The organism is Marinobacter sp. EN3, from assembly GCF_000475315.1.
In the GTDB taxonomy this organism is placed as follows: domain Bacteria; phylum Pseudomonadota; class Gammaproteobacteria; order Pseudomonadales; family Oleiphilaceae; genus Marinobacter; species Marinobacter nauticus.
In genome coordinates this window covers 32,462-56,931 of record NZ_AXCC01000021.1, presented here as the reverse complement: position 1 = coordinate 56,931, position 24,470 = coordinate 32,462, and the positions used below count along the sequence as shown (strand labels likewise).

19 protein-coding genes are annotated in these 24,470 nt (G+C 56.9%); 18 read left to right on the top strand and 1 reads right to left on the bottom strand.

Annotated elements, in window-relative coordinates:
- Nucleotides 1-25: 25 nt before the first annotated feature.
- The 14 genes from Q675_RS38105 (at nucleotide 26) to rluB (ending at nucleotide 15,772) form a co-directional block, all read left to right on the top strand.
- Nucleotides 26-250, top strand: coding sequence for a hypothetical protein (locus Q675_RS38105; protein WP_014421719.1), 225 nt, complete (start codon nucleotides 26-28; stop codon nucleotides 248-250).
- Nucleotides 251-454: 204 nt separating this feature from the next.
- The gene (gene sdhC, locus Q675_RS26660) at nucleotides 455-832 is read left to right on the top strand and encodes a succinate dehydrogenase, cytochrome b556 subunit (RefSeq protein ID WP_011784658.1); all 378 of its coding nucleotides are present in this window, start codon (nucleotides 455-457) and stop codon (nucleotides 830-832) included.
- A complete protein-coding gene (gene sdhD, locus Q675_RS26655; RefSeq protein WP_011784659.1) occupies nucleotides 829-1,170 on the top strand; it encodes a succinate dehydrogenase, hydrophobic membrane anchor protein in 342 nt (113 codons plus the stop codon). Before sdhC ends, sdhD begins: the two co-directional genes overlap by 4 nt.
- A 3-nt stretch (nucleotides 1,171-1,173) precedes the next feature.
- A complete protein-coding gene (gene sdhA / locus Q675_RS26650; RefSeq protein ID WP_011784660.1) occupies nucleotides 1,174-2,946 on the top strand; it encodes a succinate dehydrogenase flavoprotein subunit in 1,773 nt (590 codons plus the stop codon).
- 15 nt (nucleotides 2,947-2,961) lie between these two features.
- Nucleotides 2,962-3,666 carry a succinate dehydrogenase iron-sulfur subunit gene (locus Q675_RS26645; RefSeq protein WP_011784661.1) on the top strand — a complete coding sequence of 235 codons (705 nt, stop codon included), beginning with the start codon at nucleotides 2,962-2,964 and terminating at the stop codon, nucleotides 3,664-3,666.
- A gap of 316 nt (nucleotides 3,667-3,982) precedes the next feature.
- Nucleotides 3,983-6,820 carry a 2-oxoglutarate dehydrogenase E1 component gene (locus tag Q675_RS26640; protein WP_011784662.1) on the top strand — a complete coding sequence of 946 codons (2,838 nt, stop codon included), beginning with the start codon at nucleotides 3,983-3,985 and terminating at the stop codon, nucleotides 6,818-6,820.
- Between the two features lie 25 nt (nucleotides 6,821-6,845).
- The gene (gene odhB / locus Q675_RS26635; protein ID WP_014421717.1) at nucleotides 6,846-8,069 is read left to right on the top strand and encodes a 2-oxoglutarate dehydrogenase complex dihydrolipoyllysine-residue succinyltransferase; all 1,224 of its coding nucleotides are present in this window, start codon (nucleotides 6,846-6,848) and stop codon (nucleotides 8,067-8,069) included.
- A gap of 35 nt (nucleotides 8,070-8,104) precedes the next feature.
- Entirely contained in the window at nucleotides 8,105-9,547 is a 1,443-nt protein-coding gene (gene lpdA / locus Q675_RS26630) for a dihydrolipoyl dehydrogenase (protein WP_011784664.1), read from the top strand.
- A 196-nt stretch (nucleotides 9,548-9,743) separates the two neighbouring features.
- A complete protein-coding gene (gene sucC, locus Q675_RS26625; RefSeq protein WP_023008220.1) occupies nucleotides 9,744-10,910 on the top strand; it encodes an ADP-forming succinate--CoA ligase subunit beta in 1,167 nt (388 codons plus the stop codon).
- The gene (sucD, locus tag Q675_RS26620; protein WP_023008221.1) at nucleotides 10,910-11,782 is read left to right on the top strand and encodes a succinate--CoA ligase subunit alpha; all 873 of its coding nucleotides are present in this window, start codon (nucleotides 10,910-10,912) and stop codon (nucleotides 11,780-11,782) included. Before sucC ends, sucD begins: the two co-directional genes overlap by 1 nt.
- Nucleotides 11,783-11,982: 200 nt before the next feature.
- Nucleotides 11,983-13,197: a tryptophan--tRNA ligase gene (locus Q675_RS26615; RefSeq protein ID WP_081698855.1), complete on the top strand. Its 1,215-nt coding sequence runs from the start codon at nucleotides 11,983-11,985 to the stop codon at nucleotides 13,195-13,197.
- A 37-nt stretch (nucleotides 13,198-13,234) separates the two neighbouring features.
- Nucleotides 13,235-14,062 carry a segregation and condensation protein A gene (locus tag Q675_RS26610; protein ID WP_023011050.1) on the top strand — a complete coding sequence of 276 codons (828 nt, stop codon included), beginning with the start codon at nucleotides 13,235-13,237 and terminating at the stop codon, nucleotides 14,060-14,062.
- Between the two features lie 16 nt (nucleotides 14,063-14,078).
- On the top strand, nucleotides 14,079-14,744 hold the full coding sequence (scpB, locus tag Q675_RS26605; RefSeq protein WP_023011049.1) for an SMC-Scp complex subunit ScpB: 666 nt from the start codon (nucleotides 14,079-14,081) through the stop codon (nucleotides 14,742-14,744).
- Nucleotides 14,745-14,785: 41 nt separating this feature from the next.
- Entirely contained in the window at nucleotides 14,786-15,772 is a 987-nt protein-coding gene (gene rluB / locus Q675_RS26600; protein WP_023011048.1) for a 23S rRNA pseudouridine(2605) synthase RluB, read from the top strand.
- Nucleotides 15,773-15,781: 9 nt separating this feature from the next.
- Here rluB and Q675_RS26595 read toward each other — a convergent pair whose 3' ends face one another.
- The gene (locus Q675_RS26595; protein WP_031211270.1) at nucleotides 15,782-16,708 is read right to left on the bottom strand and encodes a GGDEF domain-containing protein; all 927 of its coding nucleotides are present in this window, start codon (nucleotides 16,706-16,708) and stop codon (nucleotides 15,782-15,784) included.
- Nucleotides 16,709-16,980: 272 nt separating this feature from the next.
- Here Q675_RS26595 and Q675_RS26590 point away from each other — a divergent pair, with 272 nt between their 5' ends.
- From Q675_RS26590 to ligA, 4 genes are all read left to right on the top strand, one after another.
- The gene (locus Q675_RS26590) at nucleotides 16,981-17,661 is read left to right on the top strand and encodes a GntR family transcriptional regulator (RefSeq protein ID WP_022992464.1); all 681 of its coding nucleotides are present in this window, start codon (nucleotides 16,981-16,983) and stop codon (nucleotides 17,659-17,661) included.
- A gap of 1 nt (nucleotide 17,662) precedes the next feature.
- Nucleotides 17,663-21,154 carry a chromosome segregation protein SMC gene (smc, locus tag Q675_RS26585; protein ID WP_023011046.1) on the top strand — a complete coding sequence of 1,164 codons (3,492 nt, stop codon included), beginning with the start codon at nucleotides 17,663-17,665 and terminating at the stop codon, nucleotides 21,152-21,154.
- Nucleotides 21,155-21,284: 130 nt separating this feature from the next.
- Entirely contained in the window at nucleotides 21,285-22,295 is a 1,011-nt protein-coding gene (zipA, locus tag Q675_RS26580; protein WP_023011045.1) for a cell division protein ZipA, read from the top strand.
- Nucleotides 22,296-22,319: 24 nt separating this feature from the next.
- On the top strand, nucleotides 22,320-24,356 hold the full coding sequence (ligA, locus tag Q675_RS26575; protein WP_023011044.1) for an NAD-dependent DNA ligase LigA: 2,037 nt from the start codon (nucleotides 22,320-22,322) through the stop codon (nucleotides 24,354-24,356).
- The last annotated feature ends 114 nt before the right edge of the window (nucleotides 24,357-24,470 follow it).

The window sequence follows — 24,470 nt, the reverse complement described above, 5'->3', positions numbered from 1 at the left end:
TATAACAGCTTTTCTGCATGTGTAGATGCGCCAGAAAGCGCGTATTATCGCAAAACTGGCGGCAAAATATAGGGCGTCAGCTTTTTTTGTCAATGCACTGGCTGAGAAAACGGCAAATTTCTTCCCGTTTGTAAATGAGGGATATCCGGAATATCGGGCCCCTGGGGCGGAAATTGGTTTTGTCAATAAGCCTTATAGATGGGTAGAGGCTGCAAGCTGCAAGGCCTGGAGGGCGATTGCAAGTTTGTAATTACCGGGGTGTCTCCTTATAATCCGTAGCCCGGAATCGGGGATGCACCGGCTTATGGGCTTGAGTATAGCAAGCTACCGGGTAGTCATCCGCCCTCCTGAACCAATCGGTTATCGGTATCGTACCGATTCTCCGGTCCCAACATACCAACCATCCGCCACCGTTTTGCGGTCCCGCGGAACCAAGAGAGAGTGTGAGAGCGCTGTGAATAGCAAACGACCAGTAAATCTCGATCTCGGCAAGTTTCATTTCCCGCTGCCAGCCATTACTTCGATCCTGCATCGCATCAGCGGCATCATCATCTTCGTAGGTGTTGCCTTCCTGATGTACGGCCTGGATCTCTCCCTTTCCGGAGAAGATGGCTTTAACCGGGTGAATGAGCTGCTGGACAGCTTCCTGGCGAAGCTGATCATCTGGGGCATCCTGTCTGCTCTGCTGTACCACCTGGTTGCAGGTATCAAACACCTGTTGATGGACGCTGGTATTGGCGAAGAGCTTGAAAGCGGGCGCCTCGCCGCGAAAGCCACGATTGCGGTTTCCGTTGTTCTCATCGTTCTGGCAGGAGTCTGGGTATGGGCATGAACAGTGTAACGAATATTGGTCGTAACGGTATTCAGGACTGGATCATCCAGCGCGTAACAGCCTACGTATTAGCTCTGTACACGCTGTTCCTGCTTGGCTTCTTTGTGACCACCGATGTTGACTACCAGGCGTGGTCTGCATTGTTTGCTCAGGGATGGTTCAAGATCTTCAGTCTGCTTGCGCTGCTGTCCATTGCCGGGCACGCGTGGGTTGGCTTGTGGACAGTTTCTACCGACTACATCAAATCCGCGATGCCGCGTTTTCTGCTTCAGGCAGCCTGTGTGCTCGTAATGTTTGTATATGTCGTGTGGGGCATTCAGATTCTTTGGGGGCTTTAATCGATGGCTAACATCAAGACCATGTCGTTCGACGCGATTGTTATCGGTGGTGGCGGTGCCGGTATGCGAGCCGCCCTCCAGCTGACCGAATCCGGTCTCGATACCGCGTGTATCACGAAAGTATTTCCGACCCGTTCGCACACGGTATCCGCCCAGGGCGGTATTACCTGTGCGATCGCAAGCGCTGATCCCAACGACGATTGGCGCTGGCACATGTACGACACTGTGAAAGGTTCTGACTACATCGGTGACCAGGACGCGATTGAGTATATGTGCTCCGTCGGTCCGCAGGCAGTGTTCGAGCTCGAGCACATGGGCCTCCCGTTCTCCCGTACCGAGCAGGGTCGTATCTATCAGCGTCCGTTCGGTGGTCAGTCCAAGGACTACGGTAAGGGCGGTCAGGCTGCCCGTACCTGTGCCGCAGCCGACCGCACCGGTCATGCTCTGCTGCACACGCTATACCAGGCTAACCTCAAAGGCGGCACTTCGTTCCTGAACGAGTGGTACGCCGTGGACCTGGTCAAGAACAGTAAAGACGAAGTGGTCGGTGTTGTCGGTATCGAAATTGAGACCGGTGAAGTCTGCTACATCAAGGCCAAGGCGACCGTTCTGGCAACCGGTGGCGCCGGTCGTATCTATGCGTCAACCACCAATGCCCTGATCAACACCGGTGACGGTATCGGTATGGCCCTGCGTGCCGGCTTCCCGGTTCAGGACATGGAAATGTGGCAGTTCCACCCGACCGGTATCCACGGTGCCGGTGTGCTGGTAACTGAGGGTTGCCGGGGTGAGGGTGGTTACCTGATCAACTCCGAAGGTGAGCGTTTCATGGAGCGTTATGCTCCGAACGCCAAAGATCTCGCTGGTCGTGACGTTGTTGCCCGCTCCATGGTTCTGGAAATTCTGGAAGGCCGCGGCTGTGGTCCCGACAAGGATCACGTACTGCTGAAGCTGGATCACCTGGGCGAAGAAACCCTGAACCTGCGTCTGCCGGGTATCTGTGAGCTGTCCCGTACCTTTGCTCACGTTGATCCGGTCAAAGAGCCCGTGCCTGTGGTTCCGACCTGTCACTACATGATGGGCGGCATTCCGACCAACGTTGGTGGTCAGGCGTTGACTCAGGATGAAAACGGCAATGACAAGCCGATTCCGGGCCTGTTTGCCTGCGGTGAAGCCGCTTGTGTGTCTGTACACGGTGCCAACCGTCTGGGTGGCAACTCTCTGCTGGATCTGGTGGTCTTTGGTCGTGCGGCTGGTCTGCACATTGAGGAGCAGCTGCGTGGTGGTTTCGAGGTCGACGGCGCAAGCGACGAAGACATCAAGCGTGCCATGGCTCGTCTGGAGCGTCTGGACAGTGCAAGTGAGGGTGAGGATGTGGCTCAGGTTCGTAAAGACCTGCAGAACTGCATGCAGCTCTACTTCGGCGTGTTCCGTGACGGCGAAAGCATGGAGAAGGGGCTGAAGCTGCTGGAAGAAATCGGTGAGCGGGTTCGCAAGACCAAGCTGACTGATACCAGTAAGGCATTCAACACCGCCCGTATCGAAGCGCTGGAACTGGACAACCTGTACGAAGTTGCCTATGCGACCGCCAAGTCTGCGATTGAGCGTAAAGAAAGTCGCGGTGCCCATGCCCGTAACGATTTCACCGAGCGTGACGACGAGAACTGGCTGAAGCACTCCATGTACTTCCCGCTGGACAAGCGCGTTGGCAAGCGTGACGTGAACTTTGCACCGAAAACGGTTCCGACCTTCGAGCCGAAGATCCGGACCTACTAAGGGGGTATCCTGAAAATGTTGGTAAGTCTGTACCGTTATAACCCGGAAACTGACAACGCCCCTTACATGCAGGACGTTGAGATTGAGTTGCCGGAAGGCAAAGATCTGATGGTTCTGGATGTTTTGGCGCTGGCCAAGGAAAAGGACCCGACTGTCGCATTTCGCCGTTCCTGTCGTGAGGGCGTTTGCGGCTCAGATGGTATGAACATGAATGGCAAGAACGGCCTGGCTTGCATCACACCGGTTTCCGATGTGGTCAAGAACAACAAGCTGGTTTTGCGCCCGCTGCCTGGTCTTCCGGTCATTCGTGATCTGGTGGTTGATATGGGCCTGTTCTACAAGCAGTACGAAAAAGTGATGCCGTACCTTGTGAATGACAACCCCGCGCCAGCCATCGAGCGTCTGCAGTCTCCGGAAGATCGTGAGAAGCTGGACGGCCTGTACGAGTGTATTCTCTGTGCCTGCTGCTCTACCGCTTGCCCGTCTTTCTGGTGGAATCCGGACAAGTTCATCGGTCCGTCTGGTCTGTTGCAAGCTTATCGCTTTCTGGCCGACAGCCGTGATACCGCCCAGGCAGAGCGTTTGGCGAACCTGGACGATCCATTCAGCGTGTTCCGCTGCCGTGGCATCATGAACTGTGTCAGTGTGTGTCCGAAGGGCCTGAACCCCACAAAGGCAATTGGCCATATCCGGAACCTGTTGCTGCAAAGAGCCACCTGACCGGCAAAATTCGCAGCACCAGCTATACTGGTGTTCTGACACCAGTTAGTACCCCTGAAGGCCTCGCTATATGCGGGGCCTTCAACCAAAGGCTTATAGTCAAAAGTCTTACCGGGGTGCAAACTTATGCACGCTGTTTCGGTGCGCTTATCCAGTCACCGGACAGTATTGCTGAGTATAAAAATCACTGGGGACGGAAAACATCCTTGCCGGGTGTGGTGGCCAAAGTCATGCCGTAATAACCCGTATTGACTGAGAATTACCCCTGGCCGACCATACTGGCTCCCCCGCACCAGCCCAAGGTGAGCTATTCAAAATGCACGAAAGCATCATGGAGCAGTTATGGCAGACTTCCCACCTGCAGGGTGGCAATCTTGCCTATGTTGAACAGCTTTTTGAAACCTACCTGACAGACCCCAATGCAGTTCCAGAAGAGTGGCGGAGTTACTTCGACAAACTCCCGAGCGTCGATGGCTATCAGGGCCGCGACATCGTTCACTCCACCATCCGCGAGCAGTTTGAGCACATCTCCCGCAATCAGCGTTTTCTGGCGACCAATGGCGTGCCTGCCAGTGCTACGTCCGACGCTGATAAAAAACAGATCCGTGTTCTGCAGCTGATCAACGCTTTCCGTTTCCGCGGTCACCAGGAAGCAAAGCTTGATCCTCTGGGTGTCTGGCAACGTCCTCAGGTAGAAGATCTGGACCCGCGATTCCACGAATTGGGCGAATCCGATCTTGATCTGGAGTTCCAGACCGGCTCTCTGAACTTTGGTTCCGAGAGCATGAAACTCGGCGATATTGTCCAAGGCCTGCGCCAGACCTACTGCGAGAGCATCGGCGCTGAATACATGCATGTGGTAGACACGCGCATCAAGCGTTGGTTCCAGCAACGTATGGAGCCGGTTCGTTCCCGTCCGGAATACGAGACCGAAACCCGCAAGCATATTCTTGAGCGCCTGACGGCTGCCGAAGGGCTGGAAAAATACCTGGGTTCCCGTTATCCGGGCGTCAAGCGTTTTGGTCTCGAGGGCGGTGAAAGTCTGATCCCCTGCCTGGACGAGCTGATTCAGCGTGCGGGCTCCTATGGCGCCAAAGAGATCGTGCTGGGCATGGCCCACCGCGGTCGACTGAACGTGCTGGTCAACACCCTGGGCAAAAATCCGAAAGAACTGTTTGATGAATTCGAGGGCAAGAAGCTCGCGGATTCCGGCTCCGGCGACGTGAAATACCACCAGGGCTTCTCCTCAAACGTGATGACGCCAGGTGGCGAGGTTCACCTGGCCATGGCCTTCAACCCGTCTCACCTGGAAATCGTATCCCCGGTAGTGGAAGGCTCGGTACGCGCCCGTCAGGACCGTCGTGGCGATACCGATGGCAGTACCGTGGTACCCATTGTGATGCACGGCGACGCTGCGTTTGCCGGGCAGGGCGTAGTGATGGAAACCTTCCAGATGTCCCAGACCCGGGGCTTTGGTGTTGGCGGTACCATCCACATCGTGATCAACAACCAGGTTGGCTTCACCACTAGCAAACAGGAAGATGCTCGTTCCACCGAGTATTGCACCGACGTTGCCAAGATGGTTCAGGCGCCGATTCTGCATGTGAACGCCGACGATCCTGAAGCGGTGATGTTTGCCACCCAGATGGCGATGGACTACCGCAACGAATTCAAGCGCGATGTAGTGATTGATCTGGTTTGCTACCGTCGTCGTGGCCACAACGAGGCGGATGAGCCGGCAGCGACCCAGCCGCTGATGTACGACAAGATCCGCAAGCTGAAGACCACTCGTGCGATCTACGCGGATCAGCTGGTTGAAGCCGGTGTGATCACCGAAGATGAAGCCAAGCAGATGGAGACTGATTACCGGGACGCCCTGGACAAGGGTGATCACGTGGTCAAGTCCCTGGTTAAAGAGCCTAACAAAGAGCTTTACGTGGACTGGGCTCCGTATCTGGGCCATGAGTGGACAGCGAAGTGCAAGACCAGCGTTGCGCTGAAAACCGTCCAGAAACTGGGCAAGAAGCTGACTGAAGTGCCGGAAGGGTTCAGCATACAGCGCCAGGTTTCCAAGATTGTTAATGATCGCGAGAAGATGACGGCTGGCGCGCTGTCCCTGAACTGGGGCTACGGCGAAATGATGGCCTATGCCACTTTGCTGAACGAAGGCCACCCGATCCGCCTGACTGGTCAGGACGTGGGCCGGGGCACCTTCTCGCACCGTCATGCTGTTCTGCATAACCAGAAAGATGGGTCTACTCATATTTCCCTGCAGAATCTGAAAGACGATCAGCCGAAGTTCGACATCTATGACTCACTGCTGTCTGAAGAAGCGGTGATGGCGTTCGAATACGGTTATTCCACCACGACGCCGAACGCGCTGATTGTCTGGGAAGCCCAGTTTGGTGACTTCGCCAACGGTGCCCAGGTGGTGATTGATCAGTTCCTGACCAGTGGTGAGCATAAGTGGGGTCGACTGTGTGGCCTGACACTGCTGCTGCCACACGGTTATGAAGGGCAGGGGCCGGAACACAGTTCCGCCCGTCTGGAGCGTTTCCTGCAGCTGTGTGCCGAACACAATATTCAGGTCTGTGTGCCGACTACACCGTCTCAGGTATTCCACATGTTGCGTCGGCAGGTGAAGCGTCCGTTGCGCAAGCCGTTGGTTGCCATTACGCCCAAGAGCCTGCTGCGCCATAAGGAAGCCATTTCGGGTCTGGACGACCTGACATCCGGTACATTCCAGACAATTCTGCCGGAGAAAGAGCCGTCCGATCCGAAAAAAGTGACTCGCCTGATCCTCTGCAGTGGCAAGGTCTACTATGATCTTCTGGAGAAGAAGAAGGCGGATGAGCGGGACGATGTCGCGATTGTTCGTATCGAACAATTGTACCCGTTCCCGAGCGATGACCTGGACGAACTGCTGAGCCAGTACAGCAAGCTCAAGCATGTGGTCTGGTGTCAGGAAGAGCCGATGAACCAGGGAGCCTGGTATTGCAGTCAGCATCACATGCGGAACGCACTGCAGCGCCTGAATCCCAAGCTATATCTCCAGTATGCCGGTCGTGAGGCTTCTGCTGCTCCTGCCTGTGGACACATGTCTGTTCACATTGAAGAGCAGAAGAAACTGGTTAACGACGCGTTTGAAATCTGACGAGCTACCGAACTAAGGATCCGTAATGTCAACAGAGATTAAAGCCCCCGTTTTCCCTGAGTCGGTTGCCGAAGGCACCGTCGCGACCTGGCACAAGCAGCCGGGTGAGGCCTGTTCCCGTGACGAGCTGATTGTCGATATCGAAACCGACAAGGTTGTGCTCGAAGTGGTTGCGCCGGCGGATGGTGTGATCGAAGAAGTTCTCAAGAACGAAGGCGACACCGTGGAAAGCGGTGAGGTGATCGGCAAGTTCAAAGAAGGCGCGGCAGGTGAATCCAAGCCAGCCGAGAGCAAGTCCGAAGCGAAAGCCGAAGCACCGAAAGCCGAAGAGAAATCCGAAGCTGCTTCCGGTGATGCCATTCTAAGCCCGGCTGCCCGCAAGCTGGCCGAAGAAAACAACGTTGACCCGAGCGCGGTAAAGGGCACCGGTAAAGACGGCCGTGTTACCAAGGAAGACGTTCAGAACTACGTGGACAGCAACAAATCTTCCGGTGGAGCGGCTGCCTCCAAGCCGGCAGCGATGCCTGAGGTGAACGTTGCCCAGGGCGAGCGCGCCGAGAAGCGGGTTCCGATGACCCGCCTGCGTGCCAGCATCGCCAAGCGTCTGGTTGATGCCCAGCAGACAGCAGCCATGCTGACCACCTTTAACGAGGTGAACATGGCGCCGATCATGGAACTGCGCAAGCAGTACCAGGACAGCTTCGTGAAGCGCCACGGCATCAAGCTGGGCTTCATGTCGTTTTTCACCAAAGCGGCTACCGAAGCTTTGAAGCGCTTCCCGGCAGTAAACGCCTCCATTGATGGCAACGACATGGTGTACCACGGTTACCAGGACGTAGGTGTGGCGGTATCCACCGACCGTGGCCTGGTGGTACCGGTTCTGCGTGACACCGACGCTATGGGTCTGGCCGACATCGAGAAGAAGATCGTCGAGTACGGTACCAAGGCGAAGGAAGGCAAACTGGCCATTGAAGATATGACCGGTGGCACCTTCACCATCACCAACGGTGGTATTTTCGGGTCTCTGATTTCCACGCCGATCCTGAATCCGCCCCAGACTGCCATTCTGGGTATGCACAAGATCCAGGAGCGCCCGATGGCGGTAAATGGCAAGGTTGAGATTCTGCCGATGATGTACCTGGCGCTGTCATACGATCACCGTATGATCGATGGCAAGGAAGCGGTGCAGTTCCTGGTGGCCATCAAGGAAATGCTGGAAGACCCGGCACGTATCCTGCTGGATGTGTAATCTGACACTCAACGAATTCGATAACAGGAAAGATTATGTCCGATAAGTTCGACGTTATTGTCATTGGTGCAGGCCCCGGTGGTTACGTTGCTGCCATTAAAGCCGCTCAGTTGGGTCTTAAGACCGCCTGTGTTGAGTCCTGGACTGGTAAAGACGGCAAGAGCCAGGTGCTCGGTGGCACCTGTCTGAACGTAGGCTGTATCCCGTCCAAGGCCCTGCTGGAAGTGACTCACAAGTTTGAGGAAGCCAGCCACGATTACGATTCCATGGGCATCCTGGCCAAGGACGTGAAAATCGACGTTGCCAAGATGATGGAGCGCAAGGCTGGTATCGTTAAGCAGCTGACCGGTGGCATTGCTGGCCTGTTCAAGGCCAATGGCGTCACCTCGATCCACGGCCACGGCAAGCTGTTGGCCGGTCGTAAGGTGGAAGTCACCGACAAGGATGGCAAAACCAAGACCTATGAAGCCGACAACGTGATCATCGCCACCGGTTCCCGGCCGATCGAGATTCCGCCGGCGCCGTTCGACGGTGAGTACATCGTCGATTCCGAGGGTGCGCTGGAGTTTACCGAAGTGCCCAAGCGTCTTGGTGTGATCGGTGCCGGTGTTATTGGTCTGGAGCTGGGTAGCGTCTGGGCCCGCCTGGGTTCAGAAGTAACCGTGATCGAAGCGCAGGACAGTTTCCTGCCGGCGGTTGACCAGCAGTGTGCCAAGGATGCGTTGAAGCAGTTCCAGAAGCAGGGCCTGAACATCGTGATGGGCGCCCGCATGACTGGCGCGGAAGTCAAGCGCAAGCTGGTTAACGTCAGCTACGAAGACTCCAAGGGTAAGCAAGACGCCAAGTTTGACAAGCTGATCGTGGCTGTTGGCCGTCGTCCGTACACCGATGGTGCACTGGCTGAAGACTCCGGCGTGACCATGGATGAGCGGGGCTTTATTTTCGTAGACGACAACTGCAAGACCGAAGCACCGGGTGTCTGGGCCATCGGTGATGTGGTTCGTGGTCCAATGCTGGCCCACAAAGCGTCTGAAGAGGGCGTGATGGTTGCTGAGCGTATTGCCGGGCATAAGCCTCAGGTCAATTACGACTGCATCCCGAATGTCATCTACACCTTCCCTGAGGTTGCCTGGGTCGGCAAGACCGAAGAGCAACTGAAAGCTGAAGGCGAAGAATATAACGTGGGAACCTTCCCGTTTGCGGCGAACGGTCGTGCCATGGCTGCCAATGCCGCTTCCGGTATGGTCAAGATCATCGCAGATGCGAAGACCGACCGTATTCTTGGCTTCCACGTGGTGGGTCCGCAGGCGTCTGAAATCGTTGCCCAGGGCGTGATCGCCATGGAATTCGGTTCAAGCGCAGAAGATCTGGCCCTGACCTGTTTCGCGCACCCGACTCTGTCCGAGTCTGTGCACGAAGCGGCCCTGGCCGTTGCTGGCGGTGCGATTCACGTCGCCAACCGTCGCAAGAAGAAGTAACGCATTGCCGGAATACGGGGCGCCAACTGGGGCGCCCCGCTGCCATCATAACGGCGGCTTTTCGCATGCGTGACCGGCAGGCCGAGGCGATCCCTGGCCTGCCAGAACGAATTCGTTCCAGCTGCACCAATGGCGGTGCACTGACGGGTTCATTTCCGTACGTGGTTATCCTCCATCAATAGACGGGACATTAACTATGAATTTGCACGAATATCAGGGCAAGCAGCTGTTCGCTGAGTACGGCCTGCCCGTATCCAAAGGCATTGCCTGCGATACTCCCAAGGAAGCCGTAGCAGCGGCAGACGAAATCGGCGGTGACGGCTGGGTAGTGAAAGCCCAGGTTCACGCCGGTGGTCGCGGCAAGGCCGGCGGTGTAAAGCTGGTCAAGAGCAAAGAAGAGATCCGTGAATTCGCCGAAAAGTGGCTGGGTAAGAACCTGGTTACCTACCAGACCGACGAAAACGGCCAGCCAGTCAGCAAGATTCTGGTTGAATCCCTCACCGACATCGATCAGGAACTTTACCTGGGCGCTGTGGTAGACCGTGGTTCCCGTCGTATCGTTTTCATGGCCTCCACTGAAGGTGGCGTGGAAATCGAGAAGGTTGCCGAAGAAACTCCGGAAAAGATCCTGAAAGCCGAAATTGATCCGCTGGTCGGCGCGCAGCCGTACCAGGGTCGTGAACTGGCATTCAAGCTTGGCCTGGAAGGCAAGCAGATCGGTCAGTTCACCAAGATTTTCCTGGGCCTGGCCAAACTGTTTGAAGAGTGCGACCTGGCTCTGGTTGAGATCAACCCGCTGGTGATCACCCCGGCTGGTGACCTGCACTGCCTCGACGCCAAAGTAGGTGTAGACGGCAACGCACTGTACCGTCAGAAGAAAATCCACGAGATGCACGATCCCTCCCAGGAAGACTCCCGGGAAGCGGAAGCGGCCAAGTGGGAGCTCAACTATGTTGCGCTGGAAGGCAACATCGGCTGCATGGTTAACGGTGCTGGCCTGGCCATGGGCACCATGGACATCATCAAGCTGTCCGGTGGCCAGCCTGCCAACTTCCTGGACGTAGGCGGCGGCGCAACCAAAGAGCGCGTTACCGAAGCGTTCAAGATCATCCTGTCTGACGACGCAGTACAAGCCGTTCTGGTTAACATCTTCGGTGGTATCGTGCGCTGCGACATGATCGCTGAAGGCATCATCGGTGCTGTTAAGGAAGTGGGTGTTAAAGTACCGGTTGTGGTTCGTCTGGAAGGCAACAACGCTGACCTGGGCGCCAAGGTTCTGGCCGAAAGCGGTCTGAACATCATCGCCGCCACCAGCCTGGCGGATGCCGCAGAGCAAGTCGTTAAAGCCGCAGGGGGTAAATAATGAGCATCCTGATCAACAAAGACACCAAGGTTATCTGCCAGGGCTTTACCGGCGCACAGGGTACTTTCCACTCTGAGCAAGCCATTGCCTACGGCACCAAGATGGTTGGCGGTGTAAGCCCGGGTAAGGGCGGTACCGAGCACCTGGGCCTGCCGGTGTTCAACACCGTCCGTGACGCCGTAGAGCAGACCGGTGCCGAGGCTACCGTGATCTATGTACCGGCGCCGTTCTGTAAAGACGCCATCATTGAAGCGGCTGATGCCGGCATCAAGCTGATCGTATGTATCACTGAAGGCATCCCGACCATCGACATGCTGTACGCCAAAGAATACGTTGACCGCAAAGGCGTTCGCATGATTGGCCCGAACTGCCCGGGTGTCATCACTCCGGACGAGTGCAAGATCGGCATCATGCCAGGCCATATCCACAAGAAGGGTAAGGTTGGCATCGTATCCCGCTCCGGCACCCTGACTTACGAAGCCGTCAAGCAGACTACGGACTACGGTTTCGGCCAGTCTACCTGTATCGGTATCGGTGGTGACCCGATTCCTGGCTCCAACTTCATCGACATTCTGGCCCTGCTGCAGGAAGATCCGGAAACCGAAGCTATCGTGATGATCGGTGAAATCGGTGGTACTGCCGAAGAAGAAGCGGCTGCGTTCATCAAAGAGAACGTCACCAAGCCCGTGGTTTCCTACATTGCCGGTGTTACTGCACCTCCAGGCAAGCGTATGGGCCACGCGGGCGCCATCATCTCTGGTGGTAAGGGTACTGCAGACGAGAAGTTTGCCGCCCTGGAAGACGCCGGTGTTAAAACCGTGCGCAGCCTGGCCGAAATCGGCAAGGCCCTGAAGGAAGTGACCGGCTGGTAATCAGTCCCGTTTCAAGCCTTTAACAAAACCCCCGGATTCGCGAGAATTCCGGGGGTTTTGCGTTATGGCGCCGGTGTTTTATATCGCTTTGCTTAACGCAGCGAGGTGTAAAGACTATAATGCCCGGTCAGCCTGATTTCCTGAGCCACCTCCGGTGGTGAAACCAGGCGCCTAATAAACAGAAATAAGGAGTTCGTGCTTTGAGTTCTGTAGATTCCCAGCAAAGGGTTTTGTCCGGTATGCGACCGACCGGCAAGCTTCACCTCGGCCACTATCACGGTGTGCTGAAAAACTGGGTGAAACTCCAGCACGAGTATGAGTGCTTCTTCTTCGTGGCAGACTGGCATGCCCTGACCACGCAATACGATGACACATCCGGTATTCAACAAAGTGTGTGGGACATGGTTATTGACTGGTTGGCCGCCGGTGTTAACCCGGGGTCGTCGACCATGTTCATTCAGTCTCAGGTGCCGGAGCATGCGGAACTGCACCTGTTACTCTCGATGATCACCCCGCTGGGCTGGCTGGAGCGTATTCCTACCTATAAGGATCAGCAGGAAAAGCTGCGGGAGAAAGACCTGGCAACCTACGGGTTCCTGGGTTATCCGCTGCTTCAGACTGCGGATATCCTGATGTATCGGGCAGGCAAGGTGCCGGTGGGTGCCGATCAGGTCTCCCATGTGGAAATTACCCGGGAAATCGCTCGCCGTTTCAACCACATCTATGGCCGCGAGCCCGGTTTCGAAGAACAGGCTGAGGCGGCTATCGTCAAGATGGGTAAAAAGAACGCGAAACTCTACCGCAGCCTGAAAAAGCGCTATCAGGAAGAAGGTGATTTTGAGGCACTGGAAACCGCTCGGGCCCTGCTGAAAGAACAGCAGAACATTTCTCTGGGTGACCGCGAGCGGCTTTATGGCTTTATTGAAGGCGGCGGCAAAGTGATCTTGCCGGAACCTCAGCCGCTGTTGACTCCGGAATCCAAGATGCCAGGGCTGGATGGCCAGAAAATGTCCAAGTCCTACAACAATTACATTGGCTTGCGTGAAGATCCGGACAGTGTTGCGCAAAAGATCCGGACCATGCAAACCGACCCGCAGCGGGTGCGCCGGACAGACCCGGGCGAACCGGAGAAGTGTCCGGTCTGGGGTATGCATAAAGTCTACTCTGACGAGCAGACCTGCCAGTGGGTACAGGAAGGCTGTCGCAGCGCCGGCATTGGTTGTCTGGACTGCAAAAAGCCACTGATCGATGCCATCATCGAAGAGCAGAAGCCGCTGCATGAGCGCGCCCGGGAATACGAGAGCAACCCGGATCTGGTCCATTCCATTTTGCAGGAAGGGCGAGAGCATGCGCGTGATGCTGCCCGCGATACCCTGGAAGAAGTCCGTGCAGCGATGGGGCTCAGCTACCGCTGAGTCCTGACTGCCAATAACGTCAAAGGCTGGCAAAGGCATGACCGAAGACACCAGGGAGCCGGAAGAGGCGCAGGCAACGACACCGGAACAGGTGCCGCTGGCGCTCGTGTCCGGCAAACCCCTGGTGGACATCCCGAAGGATCTTTACATCCCGCCGGATGCGCTCGCGGTTTTTCTGGAGGCCTTCGAGGGGCCGCTGGATTTGCTTCTGTACCTCATTCGCCGCCAGAACATGAATATCCTCGATATTGATGTCAGTGAAATCACCCGCCAGTACATGGATTACATTGGTGCAGTGGAAGCGATGCGGTTCGAGCTGGCAGCGGAATATCTGGTGATGGCGGCCACCCTGGCGGAAATTAAATCCCGTATGTTACTGCCCCGCCAGGAGAGTGACGATGAAGACGATATTGACCCCCGGGCAGAGCTGATTCGCCGGCTGCAGCAGTACGAACGCTTCAAGAAGGCTGCGGAGGATATCGATGAGATCCCGCGCATGGAACGGGATACCTATCCGGCTTCCGCTGCTTTACCCAAGCTTCCGTCATCGCAACCCCATCCGGACGTTGATATGAAGGAGCTGTTACTGGCGTTGCAGGGTGTTTTGCAGAGGGCGGATCTGTTTACCAGCCACCATGTCGAGAAAGAGCGGTTATCGACAAGGGAGCGGATGTCCCACATTCTGTCTGTGCTGCAGGGCGACCGGTTCGTAACATTCGAGAGCCTGTATACCCTTGAAGAGGGCCGGCTTGGCGTGGTGGTCACCTTTCTTGCCACACTGGAACTGGTGAAAGAACAGCTGATTGAAATCGTTCAGGCGGAAGTGCTCGGCCCCATTCATGTCAGGGCGCGGGCGGCAAGCTGAAGGATCGAGTGACACTATGAACGAAGAACATCTGACCCGTATTCAGGCTATTGCGGAGGCGGCACTGTTGGCGGCCGGCAAGCCGTTGTCTCTGGAGCAGCTGCGCGAGCTGTTTGGCGAAGATGAGCGCCCGGCCCGGCAGGTGATGGAGCATGCGCTGATGATGCTGGAGCAATCCTGCGAAGGCCGCGGCTTCGAGCTTCGCAAGGTTGCCAGCGGGTACCGATTGCAGGTCAGGGAAGAGTTTGCGCCATGGGTTGGTCGGCTGTATGAGGAAAAGCCCCAGCGTTATTCCCGGGCGCTTCTCGAAACTCTGGCCCTGATTGCCTATCGTCAACCCATCACCCGTGGCGAGATCGAGGATATTCGTGGTGTTACGGTAAGCAGCAATATCATTCGAACACTGCTTGAGCGAGAGTGGGTGCGCGTGGTCGGTCATCGGGATGTCCCTGGGCGGCCTGCCATGTATGCCACCACACGCCAGTTCCTCGATTATTTCAACCTGACCGGGCTGGATGAACTGCCTCCGCTTTCTGAGGTGCGTGACCTTGAGGAAATCGGTCGGGAAATAGAGCAGAACATGCAGGGAGAGATCAAATTCGACTCTCCTGATGGTTCCGGTGCCAGTCCGGACTCTGACTCGGAGTCCCAGGCGCCTGAATCGGATCAGACACTTCACTGAAACCCAGGTTTCAGCCCCGTATATCAAGGATATCTACCCTTATGGCGGCAAAAGGCCCCGAAAACAAAACAGCCCGTAGCGATCAGTCTCTAAGTGCAGGCCCCGAGCGGGTGCAGAAGCTGCTTGCCCGCGCCGGCGTTGGCTCCCGGCGGGAAGTGGAAGGCTGGATAGAGGCCGGTCGACTGCTGGTTAATGGCGTTCCGGTTCAGCCTGGCCAGAAGGCTTCCACTTCTGATCGTTTTGAGCTTGATGGCAAGCTGCTGGATGTGAGTTCAGCTGCCGAAGTTGTGCGTCGGGTGCTGATTTACAACAAGCCAGAGGGCGAAGTAACCAGCCGGAAAGACCCGGAAGGGCGGCCCACGGTGTTTGACCGCCTGCCGCGGCTCAAGGACCAGCGCTGGATCTCCATTGGGCGTCTGGATATCAACACTACCGGTCTGGTGTTGTTTACCACCGACGGTGAGTTGGCGAATCGCTTGATGCATCCCTCCAGTCAGATTGACCGGGAATACGCGGTTCGGGTATTCGGTGAAGTGGATGACGCCATGATTGAGCGCCTGAAGGAAGGTGTGCTGCTTGAAGACGGCATGGCCAAGTTTACCGATATCAGCCCGGCGGGTGGCAAAGGTATGAACCAGTGGTTCCACGTAACCTTGCTGGAAGGTCGCAACCGGGAGGTGCGTCGCCTTTGGGAATCTCAGGGCGTTCGGGTGAGCCGTCTCAAGCGGGTACGGTATGGACCGATCTTCCTGCCCAGCCGGTTGACCATGGGCCGTTGGGAAGAGCTGGATCAGAAGGGTGTTGATACGCTGAGCCGTGCCGTCGGGCTCGGCAGCGTTGCTGTACCCCAGAAAACTCCGGGAGAGCAGGCTGCCCATGATCGCAAGCGCCGCAAGAGTCCTGGTAAATCACTGCAACGGACGCGTAAAGGTGGAAGCTGGCAAGTCGCCGATGGTGCGCCGCCAAAAGCCCGGTCAGATTCCCGCGGGAAGCCATCTGCAGGCAAGGGCAGAAAGCCCGCACGCTGAGGCCTCTCTTCAGGAAATACTTGCGAATACCCGCGTGCAGTTTCTGCCGGCCGCCTTGGCCCGGTAGAGTGCTTCGTCGGCCCGGGCAAGCCATTGCTCGGGCTGTTCATCCGTCAGATGCATCGCCACACCGCAACTGGCGGTAACCGTCAAAGGTGTTTCACCGCCGTCCACTCGAATGCTTTCAATGGCACCCCGAATTCGATCTGCTACATCACGGGCTTCCTGCTCGTTGGTATGAGGCAGGAGAATGGCAAACTCCTCACCACCAAAGCGATAGACCGTGTCGGAATTACGCAGGGCCTGCTCAAGCTTTTCTGCGGTGCGAGCGAGAATGTGGTCGCCAACCACGTGGCCGTGGTTGTCGTTAATCAGTTTGAAGTGATCCAGATCGCACAGGATCAGGCTCCAGGGGGCGCCGTGTCTGTCCGCCATGGCGCTTGCGCGCTGGAGCGCCTCATCCAGTGCCCGTTTGTTGCCAATGCCTGTCAGGGAATCCGTCAGTGCGGTCTGTTCGATGGCAATGAACTGGCAGGCATTACGAATATGGCAGATCGCACCGGACAGCATCATCTCGATACCCGTCAGCTCGTCATCGCTGAATCGCTGGCGACGGTGTAGCGTCAGAGTGCCATACTGGTGACCTTCCAGAGAGAGACGGTACTCGCAGCGATGGGGCCCACCCATGCCAGTGGAAAAAACGAAGTCCTGACGGGCAATGCGGTGCCTGTAATTGAGTGAGTCGAAAGGCACCATGTCTGTCATCTCCTCCGCCAGAATCGACAGTTGCGCCTCGAGGGAGAGAGTGGTGCTCAGGCGTCTGGCCAGCCGGGCCATGACATCGGAGGTGTTGTTCCAGTCCTGGAACGACTGCTTCAAAGCGGCAAGCCGCGCGGGGCGGGAAGTGTTTGGCCGGATCGATGTCAGGTTTTTCACAGTAGGACGCTCTGCTGGTGACAAAGTGATTTGCTGTACCAATAAGCAGAAAAAATGCCATAAGATAAAAAACCAATAAAAACAACAGGGAAATGTCTCTTTTTAAAGTCGATTCCATAAACTGGCAGATAATATTTGCCTGGTTGTCAAAATTCCGGCAGCGGGTTGCCGGTTCTGAAGACGTGCAATCGAAATGTCGGACAAAGGGGTGGGGCTGCCAAAAGCCTGTGATAAACTCCTGCGCTTGAATGTACCAAGTGAGCTGTCGATTTATGAGATTTCAGGCACCGGAAAGCCTATCCGAACAGATTGCCCAGCATCTGGGGCAGCGCATTGTTGTTCGCGATCTCAAGCCGGGAGAGCGAATTCAGGAGCTCAAGGTCGCCGGCGATCTGAATGTCAGCCGCGGCTCCGTGCGTGAGGCTCTGCTGATTCTGGAGCGGCGTCATCTGGTTGAGATCTATCCCCGGCGCGGGGCGGTGGTGTCGGAGCTGACGATAGACTCGGTGAATGCCCTTTACGATATTTACATCGATCTGCTGTGCATGTTGGCTCGCAAGGTGCTGGAGCGTTGGCCAGGTGAACAGCTCGGCGGCGTGATGGGGCAGGTTAATGAAATGCAGGCGGTTATTGATGCCCTGAACTCGAATGCGCCCGATGCCGCAGAGCGGGTCATTGAAGCGGGGTTCGGGGTCATGCAGTATGCCTACCGTCTGGTTGACAATCCCTTTCTTGAGGAAACCCTCGAAAACTTCCGTCCCGCCATCAGCCGGACCTATTACGTGGCGCTGGATCATTTCCGGAGTGAGATCGCAGAAACCGGTACCTTCTTCCGTCGTCTGGCCGATGCTGCCGTTGAGGGCGATTCCGAGCGTCTGCAACGGGTTATTCAGGACTTTGGCGAGCATCAGCGCCACCAGGTTCTGAGTATTCTCACGGAGGAGACCGCCTGATATGCGGCTGAAGTCCATCAAGCTCGCGGGATTCAAATCCTTCGTTGATCCCACTACGGTGCCTTTCCCCTCCAACATGACCGCGGTGGTGGGCCCTAACGGCTGTGGCAAGTCCAATATTATCGATGCCGTTCGCTGGGTAATGGGTGAAAGTTCCGCGAAGTACCTGCGTGGCGAATCGATGACCGACGTTATCTTCAACGGTTCCAGTGCCCGCAAGCCGGTGGGACAGGCGTCGATTGAACTTGTTTTTGACAACAGTGACGGATCGGCGCCCGGCGAGTTTGTGAAGTTCAACGAGATTTCGGTAAAACGCCGGGTATCCCGGGAAGGGCAATCCGAGTATTTCCTGAATGGCTCCAAATGCCGTCGTCGTGACATTACCGATCTGTTCCTTGGAACCGGTCTCGGGCCGCGCAGTTACGCCATTATCGAGCAGGGCATGATTTCCCGGCTGATTGAGGCGAAGCCCGAAGAATTGCGGGTATACATCGAGGAAGCTGCGGGCATTTCCAAGTACAAGGAACGGAGGCGGGAAACGGAGAACCGTATTCGCCGTACTCAGGAGAACCTGGAGCGGCTGACAGACCTTCGCGAAGAGCTTGGACGTCAACTGCAGCACCTGGAGCGTCAGGCGGCAGCCGCGGAAAAATACAAAGCCTACAAACAGGAAGAGCGCGAAAAGAAGGCCGAGCTGACGGTGTTGCGCTGGAAAGCCCTGGATGACGATCTTCAGACCTGGCGCGGTAAAATCCGCGATACCGAGCTGGAACTTGAAAAGTTCCTGACCGAAAGGGTGAACCTGGAGACTTCCCTGGAATCGCTCCGGCAAGACCACCATGAACGGACCGAACACTTCAACCGGGCTCAGGCCCGGTATTATGAAGCCGGAGCCGACATCGCCCGTATTGAGCAAAGCCTGGAACACCAGCGCGAACGCAGCCGACAGACAGCGGCGGAGCTGGATCAGGCTATGGCCAACCAGCGGGAATTGGGTCGGGAACTGGAGCAGGATGAAGAAAAGCTGGCCACGCTCCGGGAAGAGCTCGACATGATCGAGCCTGAACAGGAGGCATTGGCGATACGTTCAGAGGAATCAGCCGAGAAGCTGCAGCAGGCAGAAGAGGCCATGAGTGACTGGCAGCACCGCTGGGACGAATTCAGTACCCGTTCCTCAGATGCCCGCCGGCAGGCTGAACTGGCCCAATCCCGAATTCGCTCTCTTGAAGACGCCATCGAACAACTTAAAACCCGACAACAGAAGCTGAGGGATGAGCAGACGCTGCTGGACGGACAATTGGATCGCTCGGAGCTCGAGCAGCTGCTGGAAGAACAGGAAACCCTGGAACTGAAAAGGGAAGAAACCGCGGAGCGTATTCAGCAACTGCAGGATCAGGTGTATTCCAGCCGACAGACGTTGCGCGAAGCCGAACAGAGTTCATCGGAATATCGCCAGACGGTACAGAGCCTGAAAGCCACGCTGGATTCCCAGCAGGCACTGCTGGATGAACAGATGGGAGCAGGCGACGATGCCCTGCAATCGTGGCTGGCCGATCAGGGGCTGACCGAAGCGCCGCGGCTTGCCGCCAGACTGACGATTGAGGACGGCTGGGAGTTCGCCGTAGAGCAGGTCATTGGCCGCTTCACCCAAGGCCTGACATTGCCGGAGTTTGATCAGTTGGCTACGGCGCTGGAATCGGCACCCAAAGGTTTTGCAGTGGTCAGTGACGGTGAAGCCGCGCCTGTAACCAACGGTCTGGCGGCCAAGGTAAGCGGTGTCGCAGGGGTCAGCCAACTGCTTTCTTCGGTTTACGCTGCCGATACCCTTCCCGAAGCCATGGCCAACCGCGCTGGTCTGGCGCCTGGCGAAAGCATCATCACGCGGGACGGTGTCTGGCTGTCCCGGGACTGGTTACTGATGCCAGACTCCGATGCAGCTCAGGTTGGTGTGATTGAGCGTCAGAAAAAAGTCGCGGAATTACAGGTACAGCTGGCAGAAGCTGAAGCCAGGTTGGAGCAGGCAACCGAACAGCTGGAGCTGTTGCAAGAGAAGGCTGAACGTGCGGAAACCGAACGGGACGAGGCCCAGGCACGCCACAGTGACATTGAACGGGAGCTTGGTGCTTTGGCATCCCGTGCCAGCGGCCTGAAGGCCAGGGCAGAGCAGATTGACGCCCGGCTGGCCCGCATCAGGGAAGACATTGCAGATGTAGACCTGGCTCTGGAAGAGCAGCAGGCCAACCTTCAGGAAGCCCGTGAAGAGTGGGACATCGCACTCGCATCCAGCGAGGACAGCGATGAAGAGAAAGAGCAGTTGCTGGAGCAACGGGATTCTCTGCGGGAAAACCTGGACCGCCTGCGCCAGGAAGCCCGGCACGATCGTGATCACGCTCATCAACTGCAACTACAGTTGCAGACCCTCCAGAGCCAGCGCGACGGACTACAGCAAACCATCGACCGGATGCAGATGCAGAAAGAACGGCTGGAAGAGCGACTGGATGTTCTTCGGGAATCCCGGGAAAGTGCCGAGGAGCCGATCGAGGATCTCCAGCTGCAGCTTGAAGGGTTGCTGGAGCGAAGACTGGCCGAAGAAGAAAAGCTCAGTGCCGCCCGGGATGCGCTGGAAGACATTGACCGCCAGGTTCGTGATCGCGAACAGGGGCGGAGCCGAACTGAACACCAGGTTCAGGAAATCCGGGCTCGGCTGGAAAAACTGAAGATGGAATCCCAGGCCCTGGAGATTCGGTCCGGCAACCACATCGAACAGCTCAAAGAGCTGAACGTAAAACTTCAGGAAGTGCTGGAACAGCTGCCAGAGGATGCCGAGGAAAATGTCTGGGCTGAAGAGTTGGAGAAAATCGGTAATCGTATCCAGCGCCTGGGGGCGATTAACCTCGCGGCCATTGAAGAGTATCAGGTACAAAGCGAACGCAAGACCTACCTGGACGAACAGCACAACGACCTGATGGAAGCCCTGGAAACCCTGGACAATGCCATCCGGAAGATTGACCGGGAAACCCGGCAGCGCTTCAAAGAGACGTTTGATCAGGTGAATGGCGGCCTGCAGGCCCTTTTCCCGAAAGTATTCGGTGGTGGCAATGCCTATCTCGAGTTGACCGGGGAAGACTTGCTGGAGACTGGCGTGGCCATCATGGCGAGGCCGCCGGGCAAGAAGAACAGCACCATCCACCTGTTGTCGGGGGGTGAGAAGGCGCTGACAGCCATCGCGCTTGTGTTCTCGATTTTTCAGCTCAATCCCGCTCCGTTCTGTATGCTGGACGAAGTGGACGCGCCGCTGGACGACGCCAACGTGGGTCGCTACGCGAATATGGTTAAGGAGATGTCGAAACAGGTTCAGTTCATCTACATTACCCATAACAAGATCGCCATGGAAATGGCGGATCAGTTAATGGGGGTCACCATGCACGAACCCGGCTGCTCGCGCCTGGTATCTGTTGATGTGGATGAGGCCGCCGCGCTGGCTGAGGCCTGATAGGCGTAGTGGTTGGTGAAATGCTCGCCAACCATGACAATAACGCCATCTGGGCCCGGTGTGCGTTGTATTCATTACGGGCTTTTCTTAGAGTAGCAACGTTCCAAACTGCAAACAGGACAGCAGCATTATGTCACTTAGGGAATGGTTAATTGCCATAGGTACCCTGGTTATTATTGGAATTGTGATTGACGGTGTGCGCCGAATGCGGCGTGCCCGGAAGGAATCCATGGCCATTTCGTCTGGTATGGGTGCAGACGAGCTCAAGGATTCCCCGCTGGATGATGACTTCAATCCGGAATTGCCAAACGGCGGCGCCCGCACGGTTTCCCGTTCGACACTGGAAGACCGGGGCTATCTGAAGCGCGATATGTCCGCCCCCGTAAGTGCCGATGAAGAAGACGATGTTACCCCGGAATCCGGCTGGAGCGCCCGAGATGGGGATGAAGATGATGGCATCCTGAGTCCGCCGAGGGTTGTGAAACCGGAAATAGAAGAACCCGAGTCCCTTGAGCCCGAGGTGACCAGCACTCCGGAACCAGAAGCGGATAAACCGAAAACCAGGCCCGCCCGGCCTGAAAAAGCCAAAGCCGAACCCCGAGCGGGAGAGCAGCCGGTGGTTACCACCGAAGTTGAGGAAGATACAGCCCGGCGAACGCCTGGGAAATCGCGCAAGAATCAGCCCCTGGCTGGAGCCAATCGCCCGGAGGCCAGGGAAGTGCTGGTGATCAATGTATTGGCTCGCAGCGGTGAGCAGTTCCAGGGCAGCAAGCTCAAGAGCCTTTTTGAGGCCTGCGGCCTGGAGCATGGCGATATGGACATTTACCACCGCCATGAATCCGAGGACACCACCACGCCTGTGCAATTCAGCGTGGCCAACGCCGTGGAGCCGGGCACCTTTCGCCCTCAGGACATGGCCGGGCTCAGCACCCCCGGTATCAGTTTCTTCATGAGCCTGCCAGGGCCCACCAATGCCTTGCAGGCCTTCGAGTTCATGCTTGAAACCGCCCAGTGTGTGGTGCGAAACCTCGGTGGTGAACTGAAAGACGAGCGTCGAAGCGTGATGACACCGCAAACCATTGAGCACTGTCGCCAGCGCATTCGTGAGTTTGAACGCAAGCAGCGCTCACAGCGAGCCTAATAGCCCGTCCGGACCCCAGACCCGATGACTAACGTTCCCGAAGCTATCCGGAAGCGCGTGGATTCTCTGCGCGCTACCCTCGAAGACCACAATTACTACTACTACGTTCTGGACGACCCCAGAATTCCCGATGCCGAGTACGATCGTTTGTTTCGGGAACTGCAGAAGCTGGAAGCTGAACACCCGGAACTGGCGACTGAGGATTCACCCACCCGTCGGGTAGGCAGCAGTGCTGAGACCAGTTTCGCGGAAGTCACCCACCGCCTGCCGATGCTGTCGCTGGATAATGCCTTCAGTGAGGACGAACTTCGGGATTTTGATCGTCGGGTTCGAGACCGACTGGGTGAGGACGGCGCCATTGAGTATGTCTGTGAGCCCAAACTTGATGGTCTCGCCGTCAGTCTGCACTACGAAAATGGCACCTTAACCCGCGCCGCTACCCGGGGCGATGGCTATACCGGCGAAGATATCACCGCCAATATTCGCACGATTCCGTCGGTACCCCTCAAGCTGCGCGGCTCGGGATACCCGGATCTTGTTGAGGTTCGGGGCGAGGTTTACATGCCCCGTGCCGGTTTCGAGAAACTCAACGAGCGGCTGGCAGAGCAGGGCGAGAAAACCTTTGTGAATCCCCGCAACGCTGCTGCCGGAAGTCTGCGCCAGAAGAAATCGACCGTAACCGCCAAGCGTCCGTTGGAGCTGTGTGCTTATAGTATGGCGGTGACCGACGAAACTGTACTGCCGGAAACCCATTGGGACAGCCTGCAGCTTGTCCGGGGCTGGGGCTTCCGGATTAATCCGGAAATGCGCAAGGCCGAGGGCGTGGAAGCCTGCCTGGATGCCTACAACGAACTAATGGCCAAGCGCGACAGCCTGCCCTACGAAATCGACGGCATTGTGTTCAAGGTAAACCGTCTGGATTTCCAGCAGGAGCTGGGGTTCGTTTCCCGCGCGCCGCGCTGGGCGATCGCCCACAAGTTTCCGGCCCAGGAAGAGCTGACGGTTATTGAAGATGTGGAATTCCAGGTGGGCCGAACCGGAGCGGTAACACCGGTAGCCCGGCTGAAACCGGTGTTTGTCGGCGGCGTCACGGTATCAAATGCGACCCTGCACAACATGGACGAGATCCGGCGCCTTGATGTTCATATCGGCGACACGGTGTTCATTCGCCGGGCCGGGGATGTAATCCCGCAGGTCGTGAAGGTGGTGCCGGAAAAGCGCCCGGCCAAGGCGCCGATGGTTAAAATGCCAGAGCATTGCCCGGTCTGTGGCTCAGATATAGTCCAGATTGAGGGGGAAGCCGTTGCCCGGTGTTCCGGCGGTCTGTACTGCCCGGCTCAGCGCAAGGAAGCAATCCGGCATTATGCCTCCCGTAAGGCCATGGATATTGAGGGCCTTGGGGACCGGCTGATCGAGGTGTTGGTAGACGAGGGCATGGTCAGCACCGTGGCGGATCTTTATCGCCTGACGAAATTCCAGATTGCCAGCCTGGAGCGTATGGGCGACAAATCCGCTGCTAATCTGATTGCCGCCATCGACCGCTCCCGGGAACCGGTGCTTTGGCGTTTCCTCTATGCGCTTGGCATTCGTGAAGTGGGTGAGGCAACTGCAAAGGGGCTGGCAGCCCATTTTGGTACGCTGGAAGCGATTTCCGAAGCGGATGAGGAGACTCTGCAGACGGTACCTGACGTCGGGCCGATTGTGGCCGGTCATATCCGGAGCTTCTTTGATCAGCCCCACAACCAGGAAACACTGGCGGCTCTGAAAGAGGCAGGTGTCACCTGGCAGGAAGAGCAGGTGCTTTCGGCGGATGAACAGCCCCTCAATGGCCAGACCTGGGTATTGACCGGCACTCTCTCAGGCATGACACGGGATCAGGCCAAGGAAAAGCTTGAGCAGCTCGGTGCCAAGGTGGCTGGTAGTGTCTCCAAAAAAACCGCCTGCGTTGTCGCAGGCGAGGCCGCCGGCTCCAAACTGGCCAAAGCCAAGCAGCTGGGGGTGCCAGTGTTGGACGAGGAAGGGCTGGCCAACCTGCTACGGGAGCATGGTCTGGAGGTCTGAGGGCAGCTGGCCAAAGAATCTGAGAACTCGCGCAGGTCGCTCCGGATTCAAATTGGCTACCATGGCGTTGATCTGTAACGGTGTGTAAACCGGGTGCCAGGCACCCGGGCACGG

Coding starts and splice junctions, on each gene's coding strand:
- lpdA (WP_011784664.1), top strand. CDS start 8,105: ATGTCCGATAAGTTCGACGTTATTGTCATTGGTGCAGGCCCCGGTGGT.
- Q675_RS38105 (WP_014421719.1), top strand. CDS start 26: ATGCGCCAGAAAGCGCGTATTATCGCAAAACTGGCGGCAAAATATAGG.
- scpB (WP_023011049.1), top strand. CDS start 14,079: ATGAACGAAGAACATCTGACCCGTATTCAGGCTATTGCGGAGGCGGCA.
- sdhA (WP_011784660.1), top strand. CDS start 1,174: ATGGCTAACATCAAGACCATGTCGTTCGACGCGATTGTTATCGGTGGT.
- zipA (WP_023011045.1), top strand. CDS start 21,285: ATGTCACTTAGGGAATGGTTAATTGCCATAGGTACCCTGGTTATTATT.
- ligA (WP_023011044.1), top strand. CDS start 22,320: ATGACTAACGTTCCCGAAGCTATCCGGAAGCGCGTGGATTCTCTGCGC.
- Q675_RS26640 (WP_011784662.1), top strand. CDS start 3,983: ATGCACGAAAGCATCATGGAGCAGTTATGGCAGACTTCCCACCTGCAG.
- sucD (WP_023008221.1), top strand. CDS start 10,910: ATGAGCATCCTGATCAACAAAGACACCAAGGTTATCTGCCAGGGCTTT.
- rluB (WP_023011048.1), top strand. CDS start 14,786: ATGGCGGCAAAAGGCCCCGAAAACAAAACAGCCCGTAGCGATCAGTCT.
- smc (WP_023011046.1), top strand. CDS start 17,663: ATGCGGCTGAAGTCCATCAAGCTCGCGGGATTCAAATCCTTCGTTGAT.
- odhB (WP_014421717.1), top strand. CDS start 6,846: ATGTCAACAGAGATTAAAGCCCCCGTTTTCCCTGAGTCGGTTGCCGAA.
- Q675_RS26610 (WP_023011050.1), top strand. CDS start 13,235: ATGACCGAAGACACCAGGGAGCCGGAAGAGGCGCAGGCAACGACACCG.
- sdhD (WP_011784659.1), top strand. CDS start 829: ATGAACAGTGTAACGAATATTGGTCGTAACGGTATTCAGGACTGGATC.
- sucC (WP_023008220.1), top strand. CDS start 9,744: ATGAATTTGCACGAATATCAGGGCAAGCAGCTGTTCGCTGAGTACGGC.
- Q675_RS26590 (WP_022992464.1), top strand. CDS start 16,981: ATGAGATTTCAGGCACCGGAAAGCCTATCCGAACAGATTGCCCAGCAT.
- Q675_RS26645 (WP_011784661.1), top strand. CDS start 2,962: ATGTTGGTAAGTCTGTACCGTTATAACCCGGAAACTGACAACGCCCCT.